General features: G+C 63.4%; 18 protein-coding genes. 8 read left to right on the forward strand and 10 right to left on the reverse strand.

Annotated features, from left to right (window positions below; all coding sequences use genetic code 11):
* Nucleotides 1-56: 56 nt before the first annotated feature.
* From ACQ4OD_RS02005 to ACQ4OD_RS02025, 5 genes are all read right to left on the reverse strand, one after another.
* A complete protein-coding gene (locus ACQ4OD_RS02005) occupies nt 57-1652 on the reverse strand; it encodes an ABC transporter substrate-binding protein (protein ID WP_139669017.1) in 1596 nt (531 codons plus the stop codon).
* A 72-nt stretch (nt 1653-1724) separates the two neighbouring features.
* Nucleotides 1725-3107: an OprD family porin gene (locus ACQ4OD_RS02010; protein ID WP_371918096.1), complete on the reverse strand. Its 1383-nt coding sequence runs from the start codon at nt 3105-3107 to the stop codon at nt 1725-1727.
* A gap of 157 nt (nt 3108-3264) precedes the next feature.
* The gene (locus tag ACQ4OD_RS02015) at nt 3265-4857 is read right to left on the reverse strand and encodes an ABC transporter substrate-binding protein (protein WP_198755469.1); all 1593 of its coding nucleotides are present in this window, start codon (nt 4855-4857) and stop codon (nt 3265-3267) included.
* Between the two features lie 212 nt (nt 4858-5069).
* Nucleotides 5070-6695 (reverse strand): ABC transporter substrate-binding protein, encoded by a 1626-nt coding sequence (locus tag ACQ4OD_RS02020; RefSeq protein WP_102684912.1) that lies wholly within the window; start codon nt 6693-6695, stop codon nt 5070-5072.
* A gap of 311 nt (nt 6696-7006) precedes the next feature.
* Nucleotides 7007-7729 carry an SIMPL domain-containing protein gene (locus ACQ4OD_RS02025; RefSeq protein ID WP_102684911.1) on the reverse strand — a complete coding sequence of 241 codons (723 nt, stop codon included), beginning with the start codon at nt 7727-7729 and terminating at the stop codon, nt 7007-7009.
* A gap of 201 nt (nt 7730-7930) precedes the next feature.
* Here ACQ4OD_RS02025 and ACQ4OD_RS02030 point away from each other — a divergent pair, with 201 nt between their 5' ends.
* Nucleotides 7931-9187 (forward strand): ATP-binding protein, encoded by a 1257-nt coding sequence (locus ACQ4OD_RS02030; RefSeq protein ID WP_102684910.1) that lies wholly within the window; start codon nt 7931-7933, stop codon nt 9185-9187.
* Complete coding sequence (locus ACQ4OD_RS02035; protein ID WP_023632665.1) at nt 9187-9747, forward strand: response regulator transcription factor; 561 nt, start codon at nt 9187-9189, stop codon at nt 9745-9747. The genes ACQ4OD_RS02030 and ACQ4OD_RS02035 overlap by 1 nt, the downstream gene beginning before the upstream one ends.
* 133 nt (nt 9748-9880) lie before the next feature.
* Here ACQ4OD_RS02035 and ACQ4OD_RS02040 read toward each other — a convergent pair whose 3' ends face one another.
* Together ACQ4OD_RS02040 and ACQ4OD_RS02045 are read right to left on the reverse strand one after the other, a co-directional pair.
* A complete protein-coding gene (locus ACQ4OD_RS02040) occupies nt 9881-10069 on the reverse strand; it encodes a hypothetical protein (RefSeq protein ID WP_102684909.1) in 189 nt (62 codons plus the stop codon).
* A 14-nt stretch (nt 10070-10083) separates the two neighbouring features.
* The gene (locus ACQ4OD_RS02045; RefSeq protein WP_430943808.1) at nt 10084-11718 is read right to left on the reverse strand and encodes a phospholipase; all 1635 of its coding nucleotides are present in this window, start codon (nt 11716-11718) and stop codon (nt 10084-10086) included.
* A gap of 189 nt (nt 11719-11907) precedes the next feature.
* On the opposite strand from ACQ4OD_RS02045, the gene ACQ4OD_RS02050 reads away from it, so the two are divergent.
* The 6 genes from ACQ4OD_RS02050 (at nt 11908) to ACQ4OD_RS02075 (ending at nt 17849) form a co-directional block, all read left to right on the forward strand.
* Complete coding sequence (locus ACQ4OD_RS02050) at nt 11908-12849, forward strand: AEC family transporter (RefSeq protein WP_430943809.1); 942 nt, start codon at nt 11908-11910, stop codon at nt 12847-12849.
* Between the two features lie 209 nt (nt 12850-13058).
* Complete coding sequence (locus ACQ4OD_RS02055; RefSeq protein WP_046854285.1) at nt 13059-14414, forward strand: amino acid permease; 1356 nt, start codon at nt 13059-13061, stop codon at nt 14412-14414.
* Between the two features lie 546 nt (nt 14415-14960).
* Nucleotides 14961-15629, forward strand: coding sequence for a FadR/GntR family transcriptional regulator (locus tag ACQ4OD_RS02060; RefSeq protein WP_102685474.1), 669 nt, complete (start codon nt 14961-14963; stop codon nt 15627-15629).
* A gap of 13 nt (nt 15630-15642) precedes the next feature.
* The gene (locus ACQ4OD_RS02065; protein ID WP_430943810.1) at nt 15643-16923 is read left to right on the forward strand and encodes a CynX/NimT family MFS transporter; all 1281 of its coding nucleotides are present in this window, start codon (nt 15643-15645) and stop codon (nt 16921-16923) included.
* A gap of 115 nt (nt 16924-17038) precedes the next feature.
* Nucleotides 17039-17509 (forward strand): nuclear transport factor 2 family protein, encoded by a 471-nt coding sequence (locus ACQ4OD_RS02070; protein ID WP_139669029.1) that lies wholly within the window; start codon nt 17039-17041, stop codon nt 17507-17509.
* Between the two features lie 43 nt (nt 17510-17552).
* On the forward strand, nt 17553-17849 hold the full coding sequence (locus tag ACQ4OD_RS02075; protein WP_198755473.1) for a GIY-YIG nuclease family protein: 297 nt from the start codon (nt 17553-17555) through the stop codon (nt 17847-17849).
* A 56-nt stretch (nt 17850-17905) separates the two neighbouring features.
* Here the strand turns inward: ACQ4OD_RS02075 and ACQ4OD_RS02080 are convergent, their stop codons facing one another.
* The 3 genes from ACQ4OD_RS02080 to yejK all read right to left on the reverse strand — a co-directional run bounded on the left by ACQ4OD_RS02080 (nt 17906) and on the right by yejK (nt 19832).
* On the reverse strand, nt 17906-18169 hold the full coding sequence (locus ACQ4OD_RS02080; protein WP_102685470.1) for a DUF3077 domain-containing protein: 264 nt from the start codon (nt 18167-18169) through the stop codon (nt 17906-17908).
* Nucleotides 18170-18237: 68 nt separating this feature from the next.
* Nucleotides 18238-18480: a hypothetical protein gene (locus tag ACQ4OD_RS02085; protein ID WP_046854291.1), complete on the reverse strand. Its 243-nt coding sequence runs from the start codon at nt 18478-18480 to the stop codon at nt 18238-18240.
* A gap of 344 nt (nt 18481-18824) precedes the next feature.
* Nucleotides 18825-19832 carry a nucleoid-associated protein YejK gene (gene yejK / locus ACQ4OD_RS02090; RefSeq protein WP_110699888.1) on the reverse strand — a complete coding sequence of 336 codons (1008 nt, stop codon included), beginning with the start codon at nt 19830-19832 and terminating at the stop codon, nt 18825-18827.
* Nucleotides 19833-20180 lie beyond the last annotated feature (348 nt).

Here is a 20180-nt window from a genome sequence, read left to right on the forward strand (position 1 = left end):
CCGGAAACGGCGCGCCGCCGGGGCCTCTTGCACAAGGTCCGGCGGCTGTTGTTGTTCTACTTCACCTTGGTGGTGGCGAAGTTGTTGTTGGTCAGTGGGTTGATCACATAGCCTTCGACGTTCTCGCGCATGGCGGTGAACATTTTCGGGTGGGCCATGCTGATCCACGGCTGGTCTTCATCGTACACCGCCAAGGCCTCGTTATAGAGCCTGGCGCGTTCGTCGTTGTCGATCACTTCGCGGGCGCGGGTGATCAGGTCCTGGAACTTCTGGTTGCACCAGCGCGCATAGTTCTCGCCACTTTTCACCGCGTCACAGCTGAGCATCGGCGTGAGGAAGTTGTCCGGGTCGCCGTTGTCGCCGGCCCAGCCCGCCGACACCAGGTCGGCCTCGCCCTTCTTGGCGCGACGCAGCATTTCGGCCCACTCCATCACACGGATGTCGAGCTTGATGCCGATCTTGGCCAGGTCCGACTGCAGCATTTCGGCGGACAGGCGCGGGTTGGGGTTGGTCGGGCCACCGCCGTTGCGGGTGAACAGAGTGATCACCGTGCCCTCCGGCACACCGGCTTCCTTGAGCAGGGCGCGGGCCTTGTCGAGGTCGTGGGGCGGGTTCTTGTTGTCGGTGTTGTAGCCGATCATGGTCGGCGGATACGGGTTGACCCCAACCAGGGCGTTGCCCTTGCCGAACAGCTGGTCGACGTGGGTCTGGCGGTCGAAGGCCATGTCGATCGCCTTGCGCACGCGCACATCGCTCAGGTACTTGTGCTGGGTGTTCATCGAGATGTAGCCGGTAACCAGCGCCTCGATCTCGGCGACCTTGAGTTTCGGGTCGGTCTTGATCCCCGGCACGTCGTCAGGCTTGGGATACAAGGCGATCTGGCATTCGTTGGCGCGCAGTTTCTGCAGGCGTACGTTGCTGTCGGTGGCGATGGCGAAGATCAGCGCGTCGGCGGGCGGCTTGCCACGGAAGTAGTCCGGGTTGGCCTTGTAGCGGACGTTGGCGTCCTTGTTGTAGCGCTGGAACACGAACGGGCCGGTGCCGACCGGCTTGCTGTTGAGGTCGCCGGTCTTGCCGGCCTTGAGCAGCTGGTCGCCGTACTCGGCGGAGTAGATCGAGGTGAAGGCCATGGCCAGGTCGCGCAGGAAAGGCGCTTCCGGGCGGGTCAGGGTGATCACCACGGTGTGATCGTCGGTCTTCTCGACCGACTTGAGCAGGTCCTTGAAGGCCATGCTCTCGAAGTAGGGGTAGCCGACGCTGGTCTTGTCGTGCCACGGATGGTCTTTCTTCAGCTGACGGTTCAGGCTCCACAGCACGTCATCGGCATTGAAGTCGCGGGTGGGCTTGAAGTAGTCGGTGGTGTGGAACTTGACGCCTTCGCGCAGGTGGAAGGTGTAGACCAGGCCGTCGGGGCTGACGTCCCAACTGGTGGCCAGGGCCGGCTGGATCTCGGTGGTGCCGGGCTTGAAGTCGACCAGGCGGTTGAAGATGGCCTCGGCCGTGGCGTCGGCGGTGACGGCGGTGGTGTACTGGACGATGTCGAAGCCTTCCGGGCTGGCTTCGGTGCACACCACCAGCGGCTTGGCCGCCAGATTCGATGCGGCGCCCAGGATGACGGCTGCCAGGGCAGCGCGTAGCGGTAGCGATTTCATGGAACCTCCCTGCAGTGCTAGTTCCAGCGTAGCCGCCACGGCCCGTGGGGAGGCGGGCCGTGGCGCCAACGGTCAGAGGATGTTGAACGGAATGGTGGTGACGACACGGAACTCGTCGAGACTGCCGTCGCTCTGCGCCTTGCTGGCACGGTGGGCGGTATAGGTGGCGCGGATGGTGGTGTCCTTCAGCATGCCGCTCTGCACCGCGTAGCTGGTGCCGATGCCCCACTCGTAGTGGTTCTCGCCGTCCTGGCCCCGGACGTCATAGGCGGTGCCCTTGTAGTGGGTACCGTCGATATCCCAGCCGCGGGCGTTGTAGACGTTGAACTTCAGGCCTGGCACGCCATAGGGCGCCATGTTCAGCACATAGCTGATCTGCAGCGATTTCTCGTTCGGGCCGTTGAAGTCCGACAGCAGGGAGTTGGCCAGGTAGATGCCGTTGGTCTCATGCAGGTAGTCGAAGTACTCGTTGCCGTTGACCTGCTGCCAGGAGGCGGTGAGGGTGTGGGCCTGGTGGGTCAGGCCGAACGACAGGCTGTAGGTGTCGTTGTCGATCTCGCCCATCTTCTTGCTGCCTTCGTCCACGGTCTTGTAGTAGTTCAGACCGGTGGTCAGGCTCAGCACCGCGCTGTCGCCCAGCACGTGGTTGGCGCCGAAGTAGTACTGGTTCCAGAAGTCGTCGACCTTGGTCGCGTAGAGGCTGGTGGTCAGGCTCTTGAGCGGCTGGTAGTTGATGCCGACGGTGCTGGCTCGGTCGGTCTCGACCCCGGCGGCGCCGTATTCGCTGCGAAACTTGCTCAGGCTCTGCTCGGTACGCGGCGAGACGCGGTCGAAGGTACCCACGTCGAACGACAGGTTCTCGAACTCGGCGCTGTGCAGGAACGCGCCCTGGAAGCTCGATGGCAAGGCCCGGTTACCGATGTAGGCGATCATCGGCGTGTCGACCGACTGGCGACCGACGGTCAGGGTGGTGTTGGAGATGCGCGCCTTGACGTTGCCCAGGCCCATCTTGCTCCACTGGCCGATCGGGTCGCCGTCGCTGTGGGTCAGGGTACGGTTGTTCGGGCCGGCCACGGCGGCGCGGCCCTGCTCGAGGGCGATGGCATTGTAGGCGGCGGCCTCCACCGCAAAGCCGACGGTGCCTTCGGTGAAGCCCGAGCTGTAGTTGAGGATGGTGCCCTGCACCCAGTTGTCACGGCTGTGGGTGTCGTGGCGGGTGCCGTCGCCCTTGGTGTATTTCCACAGCGGCGCGCGGGTGGCGCGTTCGCGGGCATACCAGTTGCGGGTGCTGCCGGACAGGCTCTGGCCATCGATGAAGCCTTTGGCTTCGGCCTGTTCGCTGCTGGACTTGAGCGCGAACGGCACGAAGTCCTGGCTTGCGGGTTCGGCCTGGGCGAGGGCGCAGAAGGCGCCGACGGACAAGGCCAGTGCGGTGGTTGTGGTACGAATCAACATGAAAGCTCCCTGATATTTTTCTAGTTATCACCCGGCCTTGTGAGCCGGGCTTGTCACGGTGACGCGGTACTGCAGTGTCTGCCTGGGGGTTGCCAGGCAAATCCGGGCTGCACGCTGGCGCGGGAGTGGGTCGCACTCCCGTCCGGGCGTTGCAGGGTCAATCGATGCTGACGCCGGAGAAAACGTTGCGTCCGAAGGGGCTGACCTTGAAGTCTTTCACGCTGATGCTCAGCGGCTGGTTGACCGTGGAGTGCGCGACCGGGGTGATCGGCACCTGTTGCTTGAGACGTTGCTGGGCTTGTTCGTAGAGGCTGGTGCGCTGGTCTCGGTCGGTGACCTGCTTGGCTTTTTTCACCAGCGCGTCGTATTGCGAATCGCACCACAAGGAGTAGTTGTTGCTGCCGATGGCGTCGCAGCTGAACAGGGTGCCGAGCCAGTTGTCCGGGTCACCGTTGTCGCCGGTCCAGCCGATCAGGGCGATGTCATGCTCGCCGCTTTTCATGCGCTTGAGGTATTCGCCCCATTCGTAGCTGACGATGCGCACCTTGAAACCGAGCTTGCTCCAGTCGGACTGGAGCATTTCGGCCATCAACTTGGCGTTGGGGTTGTAGGGGCGCTGTACCGGCATGGCCCACAGGGTGATCTCTGTGTCTTCCTTGACCCCGGCCTGCTTGAGCAACTGCTTGGCTTTTTCCGGGTCGAAGGGAGCGTCCTTGATCGATTTGTCGTAGGACCACTGGGTTGGCGGCATGGCGTTGACGGCGGTCTGACCGGCATCCTGGTAGACCGCCTGGATGATCGCCTGCTTGTTCACCGCCATGTCCATGGCCTGGCGCACTTCCAGCCGGTCGAAGGGTGGGTGCTGGGTGTTGTAGGCGATGTAGCCAAGGTTGAAACCGGGTTGCGTCATTACCTGCAGCTTGCCGTCTTCCTTGAGCGCGGGCAGGTCGGCCGGGCGTGGATGCAGGGTGATCTGGCATTCGTTGCGGCGCAGCTTCTGGATGCGCACCGACGGGTCGACGTTGATCGAGAACACCAGGTTGTCGATCTTCACCCGGTCAGGTGCCCAGTAGTCCTTGTTGCCCTTGAAGCGGATCTGCGAATCCTTCTGGTAGCGCTGGAACACGAAGGGGCCGGTGCCGATCGGCTTCTGGTTGATATCGCTGGCCTTGCCGCCAGCCAGCAGGTGGTCGGCGTACTCGGCGGAGAGAATCGAGGCGAAGGCCATGGCGATGTTCTGCAGGAACGCGGCGTCGACCTTGTTGAGGGTGAAGACCACGGTGAGCGGGTCGGTCTTCTCGACCTTGGCGATGTTCTTGTCCAGCCCCATGCTGATGAAGTACGGGAATTCGGTGGGGTAGGCCTTGCGGAAGGGGTGGTCCTTGTCGAGCATGCGGTTGAAGGTGAACAGCACGTCGTCGGCGTTGAAGTCGCGGCTGGGCTTGAAGTCCTTGTTGCCATGGAACTTCACCCCGGGTCGCAGGTGGAAGGTGTACTTCAGGCCGTCCTCGGACACCTGCCAGTCGGTGGCCAGGCCCGGCTGCACGGCGGTGCCGCCACGCTCGAACTCGACCAGGCGGTTGTAGATCGGTTCGGCGGCGTCGTTGTCGGTGGCCGCGGTGTACTGGGCGGTGTCGAAGCCCGCCGGGCTGCCTTCGGAGCAGAACACCAGGTTGTTGGCGAGGCTCGCGGGAGCCTGGCTCAGCAGGCCGAGGGCAAGCAGGGTGGAGCTCAGTGTGGTCAGGCGCATGGCAGGTCCTTTGTCCGTGTTTTCAGGCAGCGGCAGGCAAAACGCGGCTGCTGCATCCCGGTCCTGACGATAGATGCGCCAGAATGCGGGAACCAGGGTTCGCTACTGATTTGGGTGCGGGAGCGTTCCGGCGAACACTAGGGAATTGCCCTGCGTATCGCCCGATCATGTCACCGCCCCGCCGCCAAACGTTGGCGGGGCGGTCACGACCGTTACTTGTCCACGCTGACCCCGTAGAAGGAGTTCAGGCCGAAGGGGCTGATCTTGAAGTCCTTCACTTTCGCGCTCATGGGCTGATACACGGTGGAGTGGGCGATCGGGGTGATCGGCACCTGCTCCTTGAGGATATGTTGCGCCTGCTTGTACAGCTCGGTGCGCTTGGCCTGGTCCGAGGTCGCCTTGGCTTGCTTGATCAGGTCGTCGTAGGGCTTGTAGCACCACTTGGAGAAGTTGTTGCCATCCATGGCATCGCAGCCATAGAGCGTGCCCAGCCAGTTGTCCGGGTCACCATTGTCGCCGCTCCAGCCAATCAGCATGGCGCCCTGCTCGCCGCCCTTGGAACGCTTGATGTACTCGCCCCATTCGTAGCTGACGATCTTGGCCTTGATGCCGATCTTGGCCCAGTCGGACTGGAGCATCTCGGCCATCAGCTTGGCGTTGGGGTTGTAGGGGCGCTGCACCGGCATGGCCCACAGGGTGATCTCGGTACCCTCCTTGATGCCGGCTTCCTTGAGCAGTTGCTTGGCCTTCTCTGGGTCGTACGCGGCGTCCTTGATGGTGTCGTCATAGGACCATTGGGTCGGCGGCATGGCGTTGACCGCCAGCTGGCCGGCACCCTGATACACCGATTCGATGATCTGCTGCTTGTTGACCGCCATGTCCAGGGCTTGGCGGACCTTGAGTTGGGACAGGGGATTCGCTTCGTTGCTGCCCTTGATCTTGTCCATCACGTTGTAGGCGATATAGCCGAGGTTGAAGCCGGCCTGGTCGGGCATCTGCAGCTTCTTGTCTTCCTGCAGCGGCTTGATATCGGCCGGACGCGGGAACAGCGTCACCTGGCACTCGTTCTTCTTGAGTTTCTGCATGCGCACCGAGGCGTCGGTGCTGATGGCGAAGATCAGGTTGTCGATCTTCACTTCTTCAGGATTCCAGTAGCTCTTGTTGCCAGTGAAGCGAATGTTCGAGTCTTTCTGGTAGCTCTTGAACACGAACGGCCCGGTGCCGATCGGCTTCTGGTTGATGTCGGCGGGCTTGCCCTGCTTGAGCAACTGGTCGGCGTATTCGGCTGACTGGATCGAGGCGAAGTGCATGGCCATGTTCTGGATGAACGCGGCGTCGACCTGGGCGAGGGTGAACTTCACCGTGTGGTCGTCGAGTTTTTCCACCTTGGCGATGTTCTTGTCCATGCCCATGTCGGTGAAGTAGGGGAACTCGGTGGGGTAGGCCTTGCGGAAGGGCTGGTCCTTGTCGAGCATGCGGTTGAAGGTGAACAGCACGTCGTCGGCGTTGAAGTCGCGGGTCGGCTTGAAGTAATCGGTGGTATGGAACTTGACGCCTTCACGCAGGTGGAAGGTGTAGGTCTTGCCGTCATCGGAGACGTCCCAGCTGGTGGCCAGGCCCGGAATGACCTTGGTGCCGCCGCGTTCGAATTGCGTCAGGCGGTTGAAGATGGTCTCGGCGGAGGCGTCAAAGTCGGTTCCGGTAGTGTATTGCCCCGGGTCGAACCCGGCCGGGCTGCCTTCGGAGCAGAACACCAGGTTGGATGCGGCGAGGGCGGAGGGAGCGCCGGCTAGCAAGCCTGCACCTACCAGGAACGGAATGACTGCGTGTTTGAGCATGGTGGCCTCATTGTTGTCATTTTTCGAATTGAGGCGGCCTCGTGAGCCGACCTGCGGATCTTATGCAGGGGGTATTCCCAATGCAACACTCAGCAGGATGGTTGACGGCAAAAACGTGGTACGGACGTACATGGATGTCGCATCCATATAACTTTGGCGAATGTTGATCGTTTGCGAGGGGGAAAAGGGCGAAAATTTCAGGATATTTCGCACTTTATGTGACAAGCAGACGCACCCGTTTGGTGCGTAGGAAAGGTCTGAAACTGCTGTCAGAGACGGTTTTGACCGCCTCTGACATCCGGTTGAGTGAGTCAGGGCACCTGGACTTCGATCAGGCCATCGGCACTCATGCTCACTTCGCTGGTTCCGGCTTCGATATCCGGCGCCGGCGCGGATTCATCGGCGGCGCCCTTGGCCATCATCGCCATTGGCGCGTTACGCAGGTAAGGGCGCGGGTAACCGCTGCTGTTGAGGTTCAGGCTGACCACCTTGTAGCCTTTGCCGCCCAGGGCATCGGTGGCCAGTTGGGCACGCGCCTTGAAGGCGGCGACGGCATCCTTGAGCAACTCGTCTTCATTGGACTTGCGTGTGGCCGGGGCAATGGAGAAGTCCATGCCGCCCATCTTCAGGTCTTGCAGCAGGTCACCGGTGAGCTTGGACAGGGCCGGGAAGTCGGCGCTTTCCAGGCGCAGTTCGGCGCGCTCGCGCCAGCCGGTGATCTTCTGGCCCTTGGTGTCGTAGATCGGATAGCTGTTGCGGCTGCCCTGGCTGATTTTCACGTCCTTGACCTGGCGGGCCTGCTGCACGGCCTTGTTCATGGTTTCGGTGATCTCCTTGGCCAGCTTGCCCGGGTCGGTGTTCTGCGCTTCGCTGTACAGCGTCACGACCATCAGGTCGCGTGCCACTTCCTTGCTGACTTCGGCACGCAGCGACACCTGGTTGTAGCGTGGCTCGTCGGCCGCCAGGGCCGGCAGGCTGGCGAGCATGCCGCAGGACAGGGCAACGGCGGCGGCGCCGCGACGGGTAATGTGCATGTGGAACTCCTTGGCAGGGTAAGGCGTGGTGAGCAGATCCGTTCCACGCATGGCCGATCAGACCGGTGACAGTGTAGAGGGTTCAAAAGTGCCATGATGAATCTATGACAAAGTGTGGCGCTTTGCCGCATCGCTGCAGTGGAGCGCCCGGCTTCGGTATACTCCAGCCGATTTTCCTGGAGCACTCAATTGGGAGAGCTCATGCTCGCCGTCGCACATCCGTTGTCCGCCACACGCCAGAACCTCTGGCGCCTGACCTTCATCCGCATTCTCGTCCTGGCGGCCCAGGCCGGCTCGGTAGGCGTGGCCTACTGGACCGAGTTGCTGCCGCTGCCGTGGTTCTCGCTGGCAGTCACGCTGGCCCTGTCGTCGCTGCTGTGCGCGTTCACCGCCCTGCGCCTGCGCCTGTCGCTGCCGGTCACCGAACTAGAGTACGCCCTGCAACTGGCCTGCGACCTGCTGATCCACAGTGCCCTGCTTTATTACTCGGGCGGTTCGACCAACCCCTTCGTCTCCTATTACCTGGTGCCGTTGGCCATCGCCGCGGTCACCCTGCCGTGGATCTACTCGTTGGTGCTCTCGGGCATCGCCCTGGTTGCCTATAGCCTGTTGCTGGTGCAGTACTACCCGCTGGAAACGCTGCCGCTGGCGCGCGATACCATGCAGGTCTACGGCATGTGGCTGAGCATCGCCCTGGCCGCCGGGGTGATCACCTTCTTTGCCGCGCGCATGGCCGAGGAGTTGCGCCAGCAAGAGAACCTGCGCGCCGAGCGTCGGGAAGAAAGCCTGCGCGACGAGCAGTTGCTGGCCGTGGCCACCCAGGCCGCCGGTGCCGCCCACGAACTGGGCACGCCGCTGGCGACCATGAGCGTGCTGCTCAACGAAATGCGCCAGGACCACGCCGACCCGCTGTTGCAGGAAGACCTGCAGATCCTTCAGGACCAGGTCAAGCTGTGCAAGGAAACCTTGCAGCAACTGGTGCGCGCTGCCGAGGCCAACCGGCGCCTGGCGATCGTTGAGCAGGATGTCACCGCCTGGCTCGACGAGGCGCTCAACCGCTGGCACCTGATGCGCCCGGAAGCCAGCTACCGCTTCCAGCGCCTGCGCGACGGCGTGGTGCCGCGGCTGACGCCGCCGCCGGACCTGACCCAGGCCCTGCTGAACCTGTTGAACAATGCCGCCGATGCCTGCCCGGACGACCTGGAGGTGCGCCTGGATTGGGACGCCCAGGACATCGTCATCAGCATCCGCGACCATGGCCCCGGCGTGCCGCCGGCCATCGCCGAAGCGATCGGCAAACCTTTCATTACCACCAAGGGCAAAGGCTTCGGCCTGGGCCTGTTCTTGAGCAAGGCCAGCGTGACGCGTGCGGGCGGTTCGGTGAAACTCTATAGTCATGAGCAGGGTGGCACCCTGACCGAATTGCGCCTGCCCCATGGCAAGCGAGGAGATGCATGATGAGCGAAGAAAACCAGGTCGAAGGCGAAGAGCTGCCGCACCTGCTGCTGGTGGATGACGACGCCACCTTCACCCGGGTGATGGCCCGGGCGATGTCGCGTCGTGGGTTCCGTGTGAGCACCGCGGGTTCCGCCGAGGAAGGCTTGAAACTGGCCGAGCAGGACCTGCCCGACTACGCCACGCTGGACCTGAAGATGGAGGGCGACTCGGGCCTGGTGCTGTTGCCCAAGCTGCTGGAGCTGGACCCGGAGATGCGCGTGGTGATCCTGACCGGTTACTCGAGCATCGCCACGGCGGTCGAGGCAGTCAAGCGCGGGGCCTGCAACTACCTGTGCAAACCGGCCGACGCCGACGATGTGCTGGCGGCGCTGCTCTCGGAGCATACCGACCTGGACACGCTGGTGCCGGAAAACCCGATGTCGGTGGACCGCCTGCAGTGGGAGCACATCCAGCGCGTGCTGGGCGAGCACGAGGGTAATATCTCCGCCACGGCGCGGGCGCTGGGCATGCACCGGCGCACCTTGCAGCGCAAGTTGCAGAAGCGTCCGGTCCGACGCTGAAGTCCACTGGGGGCGCTGCGCGCCCATCGCCGGCAAGCCGGCTCCCACAAGGATCATCGATGCCCTGTGGGAGCCGGCTTGTCGTGGCGACGAACCGCGACGAAAGGGCCACGTAGTGGCCCCCTGCGTTTTGTCAGGCTTTTTCTCCCGAGCGGTCAACCCGTACCGCCAGCTGTCCTGCTCCTGATGGTGCCTCGAACGCCACCTGTCCGCCTGCCGGCACTTTCGCCCGGCCAATCACCTTGCCATCACGCAGCAATTCCAGCGGCATGCCTTCCATCGACTGGCCCGAAGCCAGTTCCAGTTTGACCTTGATATTCATCGGTGACCTCCTTGTCACGCGTTGCGATCGATATAGAGAGTGGTCTTGCCGTCCAGGCTGGCAATCAGCTCCGGTGAACCTCCGCGGAACTGGCGGAACAGGTTGCGTCCGCGTTGCTTGCCGTCCGCCGGCACCTGCACGCTCGGGTAGAACTGGTCGGTGAGCTCCGCATAGCCGCTCCAAGGGCCAATGTACGACTCGTTGAGGTGGTCGGTGATGCTGAAGGCATAGCGCACCGCATTGCCCCGTTGCCAGTTCAGGCCATCGGGTTCACGACGCTCCCAGCCGGTGATCACCGGCGAGGTGGCAGGGGCATCGATGAAGCCGGTGGGCTTGTTCGGCTTGTAGTCCTTGAGCAGCAGGTAGGTACTCCAGCCCCACCAGTCGCCGATGCGGTTGCGGTCGTTGAGGTCGTTGACGTCCTTGCGCCGCAGCACCGCCTTGCCGTCCTGGAAGTACAGCGGGGCGAAGTTGCCGGGCACCAGGTCCTGTTCGGCGGCGTGCAGGTCGGGCGCCAGGCGCAGGGCCGAAAAGTCCTTGGCCTGGGGTACGTGGCCCTCGGCGAAGGCCTGGAACACTTCATCGGCCGAGCGCTGCACGGCGCGCGCCACTTGACGACGGTTGGCCACATCGACGCTGTCGAAGTAGCGCTTGTCGCCGTAGGCGCGCCATTGCTCGCCCTCGGCATTGCGCACGGCCAGGCCGTACTTGCTGTCCTCGTCGTGCATGAAGCGCGAGATCAGCGAGCCAACGTCGCTCGGCGTGACGGTGTCGGCCAGGGCCTTGCGCGGTACCCGCAGGTGGCCGGCGGAGAACAGGTCGGTGAGGAAGTGGTCGGCGAAGGCGTTCATCGCATAGGCCAGTTGCAGGTCGCGTTCGGCGCCGCTGGCGCGGGCTTTCAGCGCCTGTTGCAAGGCCGCGGCGTGGCCGGCCTGGTAGGCCAGCAGCGCCCAGGGGCCGAAGTGGTCCCAGTTGCTGGCGGCCAGCTTCAGGTAGCGGCCCAGGGGGAACAGGTCAGAGGCGAAGCTGCCGCCGCCGGTGATGCGGTTCCAGCGTGCCGACAGGCTGTCGCCCAGTGCGTCATAGGCTTCATGGGGCTGACGGCCGTCCTTGAGGGCCTGGTTGGCGGCGCGGATTTCTTCCTGCATGACCGCGAGGATCTGTTCGGCTTCCGCCTTGGCCGCCGGCAGGCGCGCCAGGGAGTCGAACGCCTGGATGAAGCGCTCGACTCGTTCGGCGTCGTTGCCGCCATCGGCAATCGGGCGCTCGGGCACCCCATAGAAGTCGCCGCCCAGGGCGATCACCTGGCCATAGGTCAGGTTCAGGCCGTTGGGCAGCGGGAATGGCGACTGATGGGCGGGGGTGCCTGGTTGGCCTGTCTCGTAACGCAACAGGGTGTTGTCGCCGATAGCGGTGTGTTCTGCGCCTTCGAAGAACAGCTCCGGGCCGCGCTGCGCAGCATTGCCGCCAGCCGACGGTGGCGCAGGGCGGTGATACTTGAGGGTGTGGTGGCCGTGCATGACCAGCACCAGATGGCTGTCGGGGCCGGGTAGGGCGATGCCGTGCTCATCGAACAACTGGTCGAGGTCAGCGACCACCAGCGTGGCCTGGGCTTTCATGGCCGCAGGCGCTGTTTGCATTCCTGACATGATTTGCTCCTTGCAATGTCTGGATAATCCATTTTTATACTGTATATATATACAGTGATATGCATCATATGCAGGAAATTTCCTACGTCAAGCCCCCTTTGTGCTGGCATCTGGCAGCTGTGGCGGGCGCAAGCCCCCGGCTCTCACGTATGATTGCCCTCCTAACCGCATTTCCCGGGACCACGTTGCATGCTCGCCCTTCTCATCCAGACACTGAACATCACGGCACCTGTATTCGCCATGCTGTTCATGGGCGTGCTGCTCAAGCGCATCCGCTTGATCGACGACAACTTCAACCGGGTCGCCTCCAAGCTGGTGTTCAACGTGTGCATGCCGGCGCTGCTGTTCCTCGGCATCTACCACGCCGACCTGGCGTCGGCGGTAAAACCAGGGGTGATGCTCTACTTCGTCGGCGCGACGCTGGCGTGCTTCGGCCTGGCCTGGGGCCTGGCGATCTGGCGCTGCCCGCGGGCCGACCGCGGCGTCTACACGCAAGGCGCGTTTCGCGGCAACAACGGCGTGATCGGCCTGGCACTGGCGGCCAGCCTGTATGGCGACTACGGTATATCCCTCGGCGCGGTGCTGGCCGGGCTGGTGATCCTCATGTACAACTCGCTGTCGGCGGTGGTACTGGCGGTGTACAGCCCGGACCTGAAGTCCGACCCGTGGAGCATCTGCAAGAGCATCTTCAGCAACCCGTTGATCCTCAGCGTGCTGGTGGCAACACCCATGGCCTACGGCCAGGTGCCGCTGCCCAACTGGCTGCTGACCTCCGGTGACTACCTGGCCCAGATGACCCTGCCGCTGGCGCTGATCTGCATCGGCGGCACCCTGTCGCTGGCGGTCCTGCGCGACAGCGGCAGGCTGGCCGTCGATGTCAGCCTGGTGAAGATGGTCTGGCTGCCGCTGCTGGGCACCCTGGGTGCCTGGCTGTGCGGGTTCCGTGGTGCCGAACTGGGCATCCTGTTCCTCTACATCGCCAGCCCCACTGCGGCGGCCAGCTATGTGATGGCGCGGGAGGCCAACGGTAACCATGAACTGGCGGCGTCAATCATCGTGATCACTACACTGATGGCCGCCGTCACCACGAACATCGGGATTTTCTTCTTGCAATGGGGTGGATGGATCTAGTGTGGTGTTTTGCAAATACGACCAATAAATCGCGAGCGATTTTTGCGCTCAGGCAAGGCATCGCGACGAGTCGTAGCCCAGCTACGGCGAGGAGCGACAACGCCGCATGAGCGCAAAAAGCGCCGCGAGTTATGGTCGTTATTTGTGAAACACCACACTAGCCCATTGCAAGCAAAACCAATAACACTGCCTCACCTAAAGGACACTTCATGCAAGACCAGAGCACGCCCGAGCGCTTGCAGCGCGGGCTGAAGAATCGTCATATCCAGCTGATCGCGCTGGGCGGGGCCATCGGCACCGGGCTGTTCCTGGGCATCGCCCAGACCATCCAGCTGGCCGGCCCGTCGGTGCTGCTGGGCTACGCCATCGCCGGCCTGATGGCCTTCCTGATCATGCGCCAGCTGGGCGAGATGGTGGTCGAGGAGCCGGTTGCCGGCAGCTTCAGCCACTTCGCGCACCAGTACTGGAGCGAGTTCGCCGGTTTCGTCTCGGGCTGGAACTACTGGGTGGTGTATGTGCTGGTCGGCATGGCCGAACTCACGGCCGTGGGGATCTATGTGCAGTACTGGTGGCCGGACTTCCCCACCTGGGCCACTGCGGCGATCTTCTTCGTGGTGATCAACGCCATCAACCTGACCCAGGTGAAGGTATATGGCGAAATGGAGTTCTGGTTCGCCCTGGTCAAGGTGGTGGCCATCGTCAGCATGATCGGCTTCGGCGCCTGGCTGCTGAGCAGCGGCCACGGCGGGCCGGATGCCAGCGTCGCCAACCTGTGGCAGTACGGCGGCTTCTTCCCCAATGGCGTCACCGGGCTGATCATGGCCCTGGCGGTGATCATGTTCTCCTTCGGTGGCCTGGAGCTGGTGGGTATCACCGCCGCCGAAGCGGCCAACCCGCGTGAGAGCATCCCGAAGGCGACCAACCAGGTGGTCTATCGCATCCTGATCTTCTACATCGGCGCGCTGGCCGTGCTGTTGTCGCTGTACCCCTGGCAGAAGGTGGTGCAGGGCGGCAGCCCGTTCGTGATGATCTTCCATGAACTGGACAGCGACCTGGTGGCGACCATCCTCAACATCGTGGTGCTGACCGCCGCGCTGTCGGTCTACAACAGCTGCGTGTACGCCAACAGCCGCATGCTGTTCGGCCTGGCCACGCAGGGTGACGCGCCGCGCCAGCTGCTCAAGGTCAGTCGCCGTGGCGTGCCGCTCACCGCGCTGGGTGTATCGGCGTTCGCCACCGGCCTGTGCGTGTTGATCAACTACCTGATGCCGGGCGAGGCCTTTGGCCTGCTGATGGCCCTGGCGGTGTCGGCGCTGGTGATCAACTGGGCGAGCATCAGCATCACCCACCTGAAGTTCCGCAAGGCCAAGCTGGCGGCCGGCATCACGCCGTTCTACAAGAGCCTATGGCACCCGCTGAGCAACTACCTGTGCCTGGCGTTCATCGTGCTGATCCTGGTGGTGATGTACCTCACCCCGCCAATCCGTATCTCGGTGATGCTGATCCCGGCGTGGATCGCCGTGCTGTGGGTGGCGTTCCGGATGAAGAAGGCACGTCAGGCCTGATTCGGCCTGTTGCGGTTTCAGGGGCATCTCTTTTACGGCCTTGGATGCGAGGATTGTTGACCGCATCAGGGCCACCAGGTGTCCGCCGCGAGCTTTGCAGTGCCTATGAGATCGAGCGCCGCCCGCGCGGCGCATCGCTGGCAAGCCAGCTCCCACATTTGTTTCGGGCCAGTTATGCCTGCGCCGCCGCGGCTGTACGCCTTGTGGGTACGACGCGGTTTCAGCGTAGGCACCATTGATGTCCCACCTGTCTCAAGGCACGCGTCAAGGCGGGCAGCGACGACTTCACAGGACAGACTGGCCCGAAACAGATGTGGGAGCTGGCTTGCCAGCGATGCGCCGCGCGGGCGGCGCTCGATCTCATAGGCGCTGCAAGAGTTACGGCGGGCACCTGGCGGCCGTGATGCGCTCAACAACCTTTGCGCCCGAAAGACCTTGGAAGGGATGGGCTTCAAGGTGCTGTCACAAGGCCCCCTGAAGCCAATAAGACAACAACCGCACCTTGCTCCCTGTTTACCAACCCGCTATCGTCAAGCAATTCATCCGATGACTGGACGTAAGCCGCCCGTGACCCCGCTCATCAAACGCAGCCTGGTAGAACAAGCCGTAGACCAGCTCCGCGCGCGCATCGCTCAGGGCACCTGGTCAGTAGGCCAGCGCCTGCCCACCGAACCAGAGCTGGCCAGCGACCTGGGCATAAGCCGCAACACCGTGCGTGAGGCCATGCGCGTTCTGGCTTTCAGCGGCCTGGTGGAAATCCGCCAGGGCGACGGCAGCTACCTGCGCACCGCCGTGGACCCGCTGCAGGCCGTGCAGGTGATGTCGCGCTGCGCCGTCGAACACGCCCGCGAAACCCGCCATATTCTTGAAACACAAGCCATCGGCCTGGCCGCGTCGCGCCGCACCGACGCCGACCTGCAGGCGCTGCGCGAAGCCCTGCAACACAGCGCGCAGCACTACCACGGCGATGTGGATGCCTATGTCGAATGCGACCTGGTCTTCCACCAGCGCCTGGTGGATGCCGCCCACAACCCCGCCTTGAGCGAGCTGTACCGCTACTTTTCCGGCGTGGTCGGCGCGGCCCTGCAGCACAACATGACGACCGTCCCCCGTTGCCAGGCCGTGTTCGACCTGCACGGGCAGATCCTCGACGCCCTCGAACAACGCGATCCGGAGCGGGCCAAGCACCTGAGCCGGACCCTTATCGAATCCTGACCACGAGAAGGCCATGGCCGAACAACTGACCCGCAACACCGCGCCCCGCGAGGCGGACCTCGAAGAACTGCTGATCGACGCCGAGGCCGACGATGAGCAAGTCCAGCAACAGCCTGTGGTGCTGCGCCGGCCCTGGCTGTTGTTGCTGGGCCTGGTGCTGGTGGCGCTGAACCTGCGCCCGGCGCTGTCGAGCATGTCGCCCGTACTTGGGCAGGTGTCCGAAGGGCTGGGGCTCAGCGCATCGCAGGCGGGGCTGCTGACCACCTTGCCGGTGCTGTGCCTGGGGCTTTTCGCGCCGCTGGCACCGGTCCTGGCACGACGTTTCGGTAGCGAACGGGTCATCCTCGGTATCTTGCTGACCCTGGCGCTGGGCATCCTGGTGCGCAGTACCCTGGGCGCCACCGGCGTGTTCCTCGGCAGCCTGATGGCGGGTGCGAGCATCGGCATCATCGGCGTGCTGCTGCCTGGCATCGTCAAGCGTGATTTCCCACAACATGCAGGCACCCTGACCGGCGTCTACACCATGGCGCTGTGCCTGGGCGCTGCAATGGCCGCGGGTGCCACGGTGCCCTTGACCCGCCACTTCGATGACAGCTGGGCGCTGGGGCTGGGCTTCTGGATGCTGCCGGCGCTGCTGGCGATGCTGGTGTGGCTACCCCAGTCCCACCAGGGGCATGGCGTGCACAAGGTGGCCTACCGGGTGCAGGGCCTGTGGCGTGACCCGCTGGCATGGCAGGTGACCCTGTACATGGGCCTGCAGTCGTCGCTGGCCTACATCGTGTTCGGCTGGTTGCCGTCGATCCTGATCGGCCGTGGGCTGAGCCCGACCGAGGCGGGGCTGGTGCTGTCCGGCTCGGTGATCGTGCAACTGGTCAGTTCGCTGAGCGCGCCATGGCTGGCGACGCGCGGCAAGGATCAGCGCCTGGCCATCGTGGTGGTGATGCTGGTGACCCTGGGCGGGTTGTTCGGCTGCCTGTACGCGCCGCTGGAAGGGCTGTGGGGCTGGGCGATCCTGTTGGGGCTGGGCCAGGGCGGCACCTTTGCCCTGGCGTTGACCTTGATCGTGCTGCGCTCCAAGGATGCCCATGTGGCGGCCAACCTGTCGAGCATGGCCCAGGGGGTCGGCTACACCCTGGCCTCCATGGGGCCGTTCGCGGTGGGGCTGGTGCATGACCTGACCGGGGGCTGGGGTGCGGTGGGCTGGATCTTCGCGGTACTGGGGATCGGCGCCATTGCGTTCGGGCTGGGTGCCGGGCGTGCGTTGCATGTGGGTGTGGTCAGCGAGCGGGTCTGAGGTCTACTGGCAGCTGGTTCGGGCTTCGGCACCATTCATGGCGCAAATGGCTGTGGCGCCAAAGCCGGGCCCGGACTATCTTGCGCTTCTCGAGCCCAAGCATGGATAACCGCCAATGAGCGATGCCAACAGCGCCCTGATCACCCGTTTCTACCAGGCCTTCCAGCGCCTGGACGCCGAGGCCATGGTGGCCTGCTACAGCGACGACATCGTTTTCAGCGATCCGGTCTTCGGCACCTTGCGCGGGCAGGATGCCGGGGACATGTGGCGCATGCTCACCCGCCGCGCCAAGGATTTCACCCTCACCTTCGACAACGTGCGCAGTGACGAACGCGGCGGCGGCGCGCATTGGGTGGCAACCTATCTGTTCAGCCAGACCGGGCGGGTGGTGGTCAACGATATCCAGGCGCGCTTCGTGATTCGTGACGGGCTGATCTGCCAGCACGACGACAGTTTCGACCTGTGGCGCTGGACGCGTCAGGCCCTGGGCATGCCGGGCGTGCTGCTGGGCTGGTCGCCGATGTTGCAGAACAAGGTGCGCCAGCAGGCGTTCAAGGGGCTTCGCGCATTCCAGCAGGCGCGCTGAGGCGTTAAGCTGGCGGCCTTCTTCCGTTGCACCGAACCGAGCCGTGAGCGAAACAGCGCCTTCCCCCGACTGCAAACCCTGGTACGTCTATCTGGTGCGTGCCGCCAACGGCTCGCTGTACTGCGGTATCAGCGACGATCCGCAGCGGCGCTTCATCAAGCACCAGAAAGGGCAGGGCGCGCGGTATTTCAAGACCAGCCCGGCGCAGGCGCTGGTGTATGTGGAGCAGTGGCCGGACAAAGGCGAGGCGCTGCGCCAGGAGCGTTTGGTGAAGAAACTGCGCAAGGCGGCGAAGGAGGCGTTGGTGGCCTCCTATATTGGTGTCGCCAGGGCCCCATGACACGTTGCGGGGCCTTGGCCATGCATACCCCTGGCGCCACATAGCCCCCGATATTTCTAGTGCTTCATGCCGAGTTCGGCATCATCCATCAGCGCCTTGGCCAGGGCGCTCAGGTAATACGACGCCCAGAGCAGCTGGGGCTTTTCTTCCATGATCCCGGTGATGGTCAGGTCGCGTACGCAGCCCATCAGTTCCGAGGCCTGGTCGCGGGCGTGCTGGCAGGGGATGCCGGGCTCGATGCAGAACAGCGGGTCGGTCATGCCTTCGCCCTGGTAGAACTTGGTCTTGCCGGCGGTGGTCGGGGTGTTGTCTGTGGTCATGGTTGTTCTCCCTGAAATGGTCGGTGCCTGTGCGGGCGCCATCGCTGCGACTTGCCCCGCGATTGGGCTTAATGCAACGTTGGCGCTTGCGCCGGCATCTGCACCTGGATCAACGCCGCTTCGAGCAACACACGCAGCGACTCCATCTCATGCATCGACGCCATCATCAGCACGGCAGCCGGCGACCTGGGTTTTAGCTGCACGGCATGATGGGCCACGGTCAAGGCGCACAGGGCGTACTCGGTGGCCTGGATGAGGGTGTCTTCAAGGGAATGAGGGTTGTGGGGTGGATCGGGGACAATCTTAAGCATTGGCTTGGCTCTCTCAGAAGGGCCACCACCAACTGCTGTCAAACAAGTGGGTGGCAGCTATGCGTGGGTTGACAGACCGGTGAGAGAACCTGACCCGGCGCACACGAGGTGCCCCACGCACAACCGCCATAGAGCGAGCCATGCGGAAGGTTCTCAGCGGCCTGTCAAAGCCGGTCGCTGAATGTGCAGCGACCGTCCGAGACTAGAGGCCAACCCAGAGCACCGCAATGGCTTGAAAGGGGTTGGAAGTATGTTTGGGAAATGGACTACAGGGAATGGGGAAAGTCTTATAAACAGACGATCTGTCCCTGGTCGCCGGAGGGCGCAATGCGCCCCCGACCTTCTCAGTCCTTGCGCCGTTTCAGCTGATCGATCAGCTGGGTCGGCAGGCCTTTGATGACCAGCGTCCCGGCTTCTTCGTCATACTCGACCTTCGAGCCGAGCAGGTGCGCCTCGAAGCTGATCGACAACCCCTCGGCACGCCCGGTGAAGCGGCGGAACTGGTTGAGGGTGCGTTTGTCGGCCGGGATCTCCGGCGACAGCCCATAGTCGCTGTTGCGGATATGGTCGAAGAACGCCTCGGGGCGGTCTTCGTCGATCAGGCTGGAGAGCTCTTCCAGCGTTACCGGCTCGCCCAGCTTGGTCTGGGTGGTGGCGTAGTCGACCAGGGTCTGGGTCTTCTCGCGGGCGGATTCTTCCGGCAGGTCCTCTTTCTCGACAAAGTCGCTGAAGGCCTTGAGCAGGGTGCGGGTCTCGCCCGGGCCATCCACGCCTTCCTGGCAGCCGATGAAATCGCGGAAGTAATCCGAGACTTTCTTGCCGTTCTTGCCCTTGATGAACGAGATGTACTGCTTGGAGTTCTGGTTGTTCTTCCACTCGGACAGGTTGACCCGCGCCGCCAGGTGCAACTGCCCCAGGTCCAGGTGGCGCGAGGGCGTCACGTCGAGCTCGGCGTTGACCGCCACGCCTTCACTATGGTGCAGCAGGGCGATGGCCAGGTATTCGGTCATGCCTTGCTGGTAGTGGGCGAACAGCACGTGGCCGCCGGTGGACAGGTTGGACTCTTCCATCAGCTTCTGCAGGTGCTCGACGGCCACGCGGCTGAAGGTGGCGAAGTCTTTCTCCCCGTCCTGGTATTGCTTGAGCCAGCCGCTGAACGGATAGGCCCCGGACTCGCCGTGGAAGAAGCCCCAGGCTTTGCCTTGCTTGGCGTTGTAACTGTCGTTGAGGTCGGCCAGCAGGTTTTCGATGGCGTCGGAGGCCGCCAGTTCGCTGTCGCGAGCATGGAGCACGGCGGGGCTGCCATCGGGCTTCTTGTCGATCAGGTGAACGATGCAATGACGGATTGGCATGGAATTCTCGGTGATAGGAGCGGTGAAAAGCCGCGCTGCAAAAGGCGTTCAGTTTAACCCAGGGCGAGGGTGGTGCAGTGGCCAGATGTTGGCGTATATGTCGGTTGTTCGTTTTTTGTTCAAATATTTGCGATTTTTCTGAAAACCCCCGAAAAACCTGAACAAAAACGCGGTCGGCAGCGGATATTTATCGATTCCTGTGGTAGCTTTGCGCGGTCTTGCGCCCCTTGGGTGGCGCATTGCTGGCAGATCGCTTGCGCGGTGTCGAACCAAACGCCGATTTGCGTATCTACATACGCGATCGACGCGGCCTCTGGATTGTCCCGGGCTGGCCCGACCACCGACCAA

This window comes from Pseudomonas sp. WC1 (assembly GCF_050586565.1).
In the GTDB taxonomy this organism is placed as follows: domain Bacteria; phylum Pseudomonadota; class Gammaproteobacteria; order Pseudomonadales; family Pseudomonadaceae; genus Aquipseudomonas.

Coding starts and splice junctions, on each gene's coding strand:
- ACQ4OD_RS02035 (WP_023632665.1), top strand. CDS start 9,187: ATGAGCGAAGAAAACCAGGTCGAAGGCGAAGAGCTGCCGCACCTGCTG.
- ACQ4OD_RS02080 (WP_102685470.1), bottom strand. CDS start 18,169: ATGACCACAGACAACACCCCGACCACCGCCGGCAAGACCAAGTTCTAC.
- ACQ4OD_RS02015 (WP_198755469.1), bottom strand. CDS start 4,857: ATGCGCCTGACCACACTGAGCTCCACCCTGCTTGCCCTCGGCCTGCTG.
- ACQ4OD_RS02070 (WP_139669029.1), top strand. CDS start 17,039: ATGAGCGATGCCAACAGCGCCCTGATCACCCGTTTCTACCAGGCCTTC.
- ACQ4OD_RS02040 (WP_102684909.1), bottom strand. CDS start 10,069: ATGAATATCAAGGTCAAACTGGAACTGGCTTCGGGCCAGTCGATGGAA.
- ACQ4OD_RS02045 (WP_430943808.1), bottom strand. CDS start 11,718: ATGTCAGGAATGCAAACAGCGCCTGCGGCCATGAAAGCCCAGGCCACG.
- ACQ4OD_RS02050 (WP_430943809.1), top strand. CDS start 11,908: ATGCTCGCCCTTCTCATCCAGACACTGAACATCACGGCACCTGTATTC.
- ACQ4OD_RS02060 (WP_102685474.1), top strand. CDS start 14,961: ATGACTGGACGTAAGCCGCCCGTGACCCCGCTCATCAAACGCAGCCTG.
- ACQ4OD_RS02065 (WP_430943810.1), top strand. CDS start 15,643: ATGGCCGAACAACTGACCCGCAACACCGCGCCCCGCGAGGCGGACCTC.
- ACQ4OD_RS02010 (WP_371918096.1), bottom strand. CDS start 3,107: ATGTTGATTCGTACCACAACCACCGCACTGGCCTTGTCCGTCGGCGCC.
- ACQ4OD_RS02025 (WP_102684911.1), bottom strand. CDS start 7,729: ATGCACATTACCCGTCGCGGCGCCGCCGCCGTTGCCCTGTCCTGCGGC.
- ACQ4OD_RS02085 (WP_046854291.1), bottom strand. CDS start 18,480: ATGCTTAAGATTGTCCCCGATCCACCCCACAACCCTCATTCCCTTGAA.
- ACQ4OD_RS02055 (WP_046854285.1), top strand. CDS start 13,059: ATGCAAGACCAGAGCACGCCCGAGCGCTTGCAGCGCGGGCTGAAGAAT.
- yejK (WP_110699888.1), bottom strand. CDS start 19,832: ATGCCAATCCGTCATTGCATCGTTCACCTGATCGACAAGAAGCCCGAT.
- ACQ4OD_RS02020 (WP_102684912.1), bottom strand. CDS start 6,695: ATGCTCAAACACGCAGTCATTCCGTTCCTGGTAGGTGCAGGCTTGCTA.
- ACQ4OD_RS02005 (WP_139669017.1), bottom strand. CDS start 1,652: ATGAAATCGCTACCGCTACGCGCTGCCCTGGCAGCCGTCATCCTGGGC.
- ACQ4OD_RS02030 (WP_102684910.1), top strand. CDS start 7,931: ATGCTCGCCGTCGCACATCCGTTGTCCGCCACACGCCAGAACCTCTGG.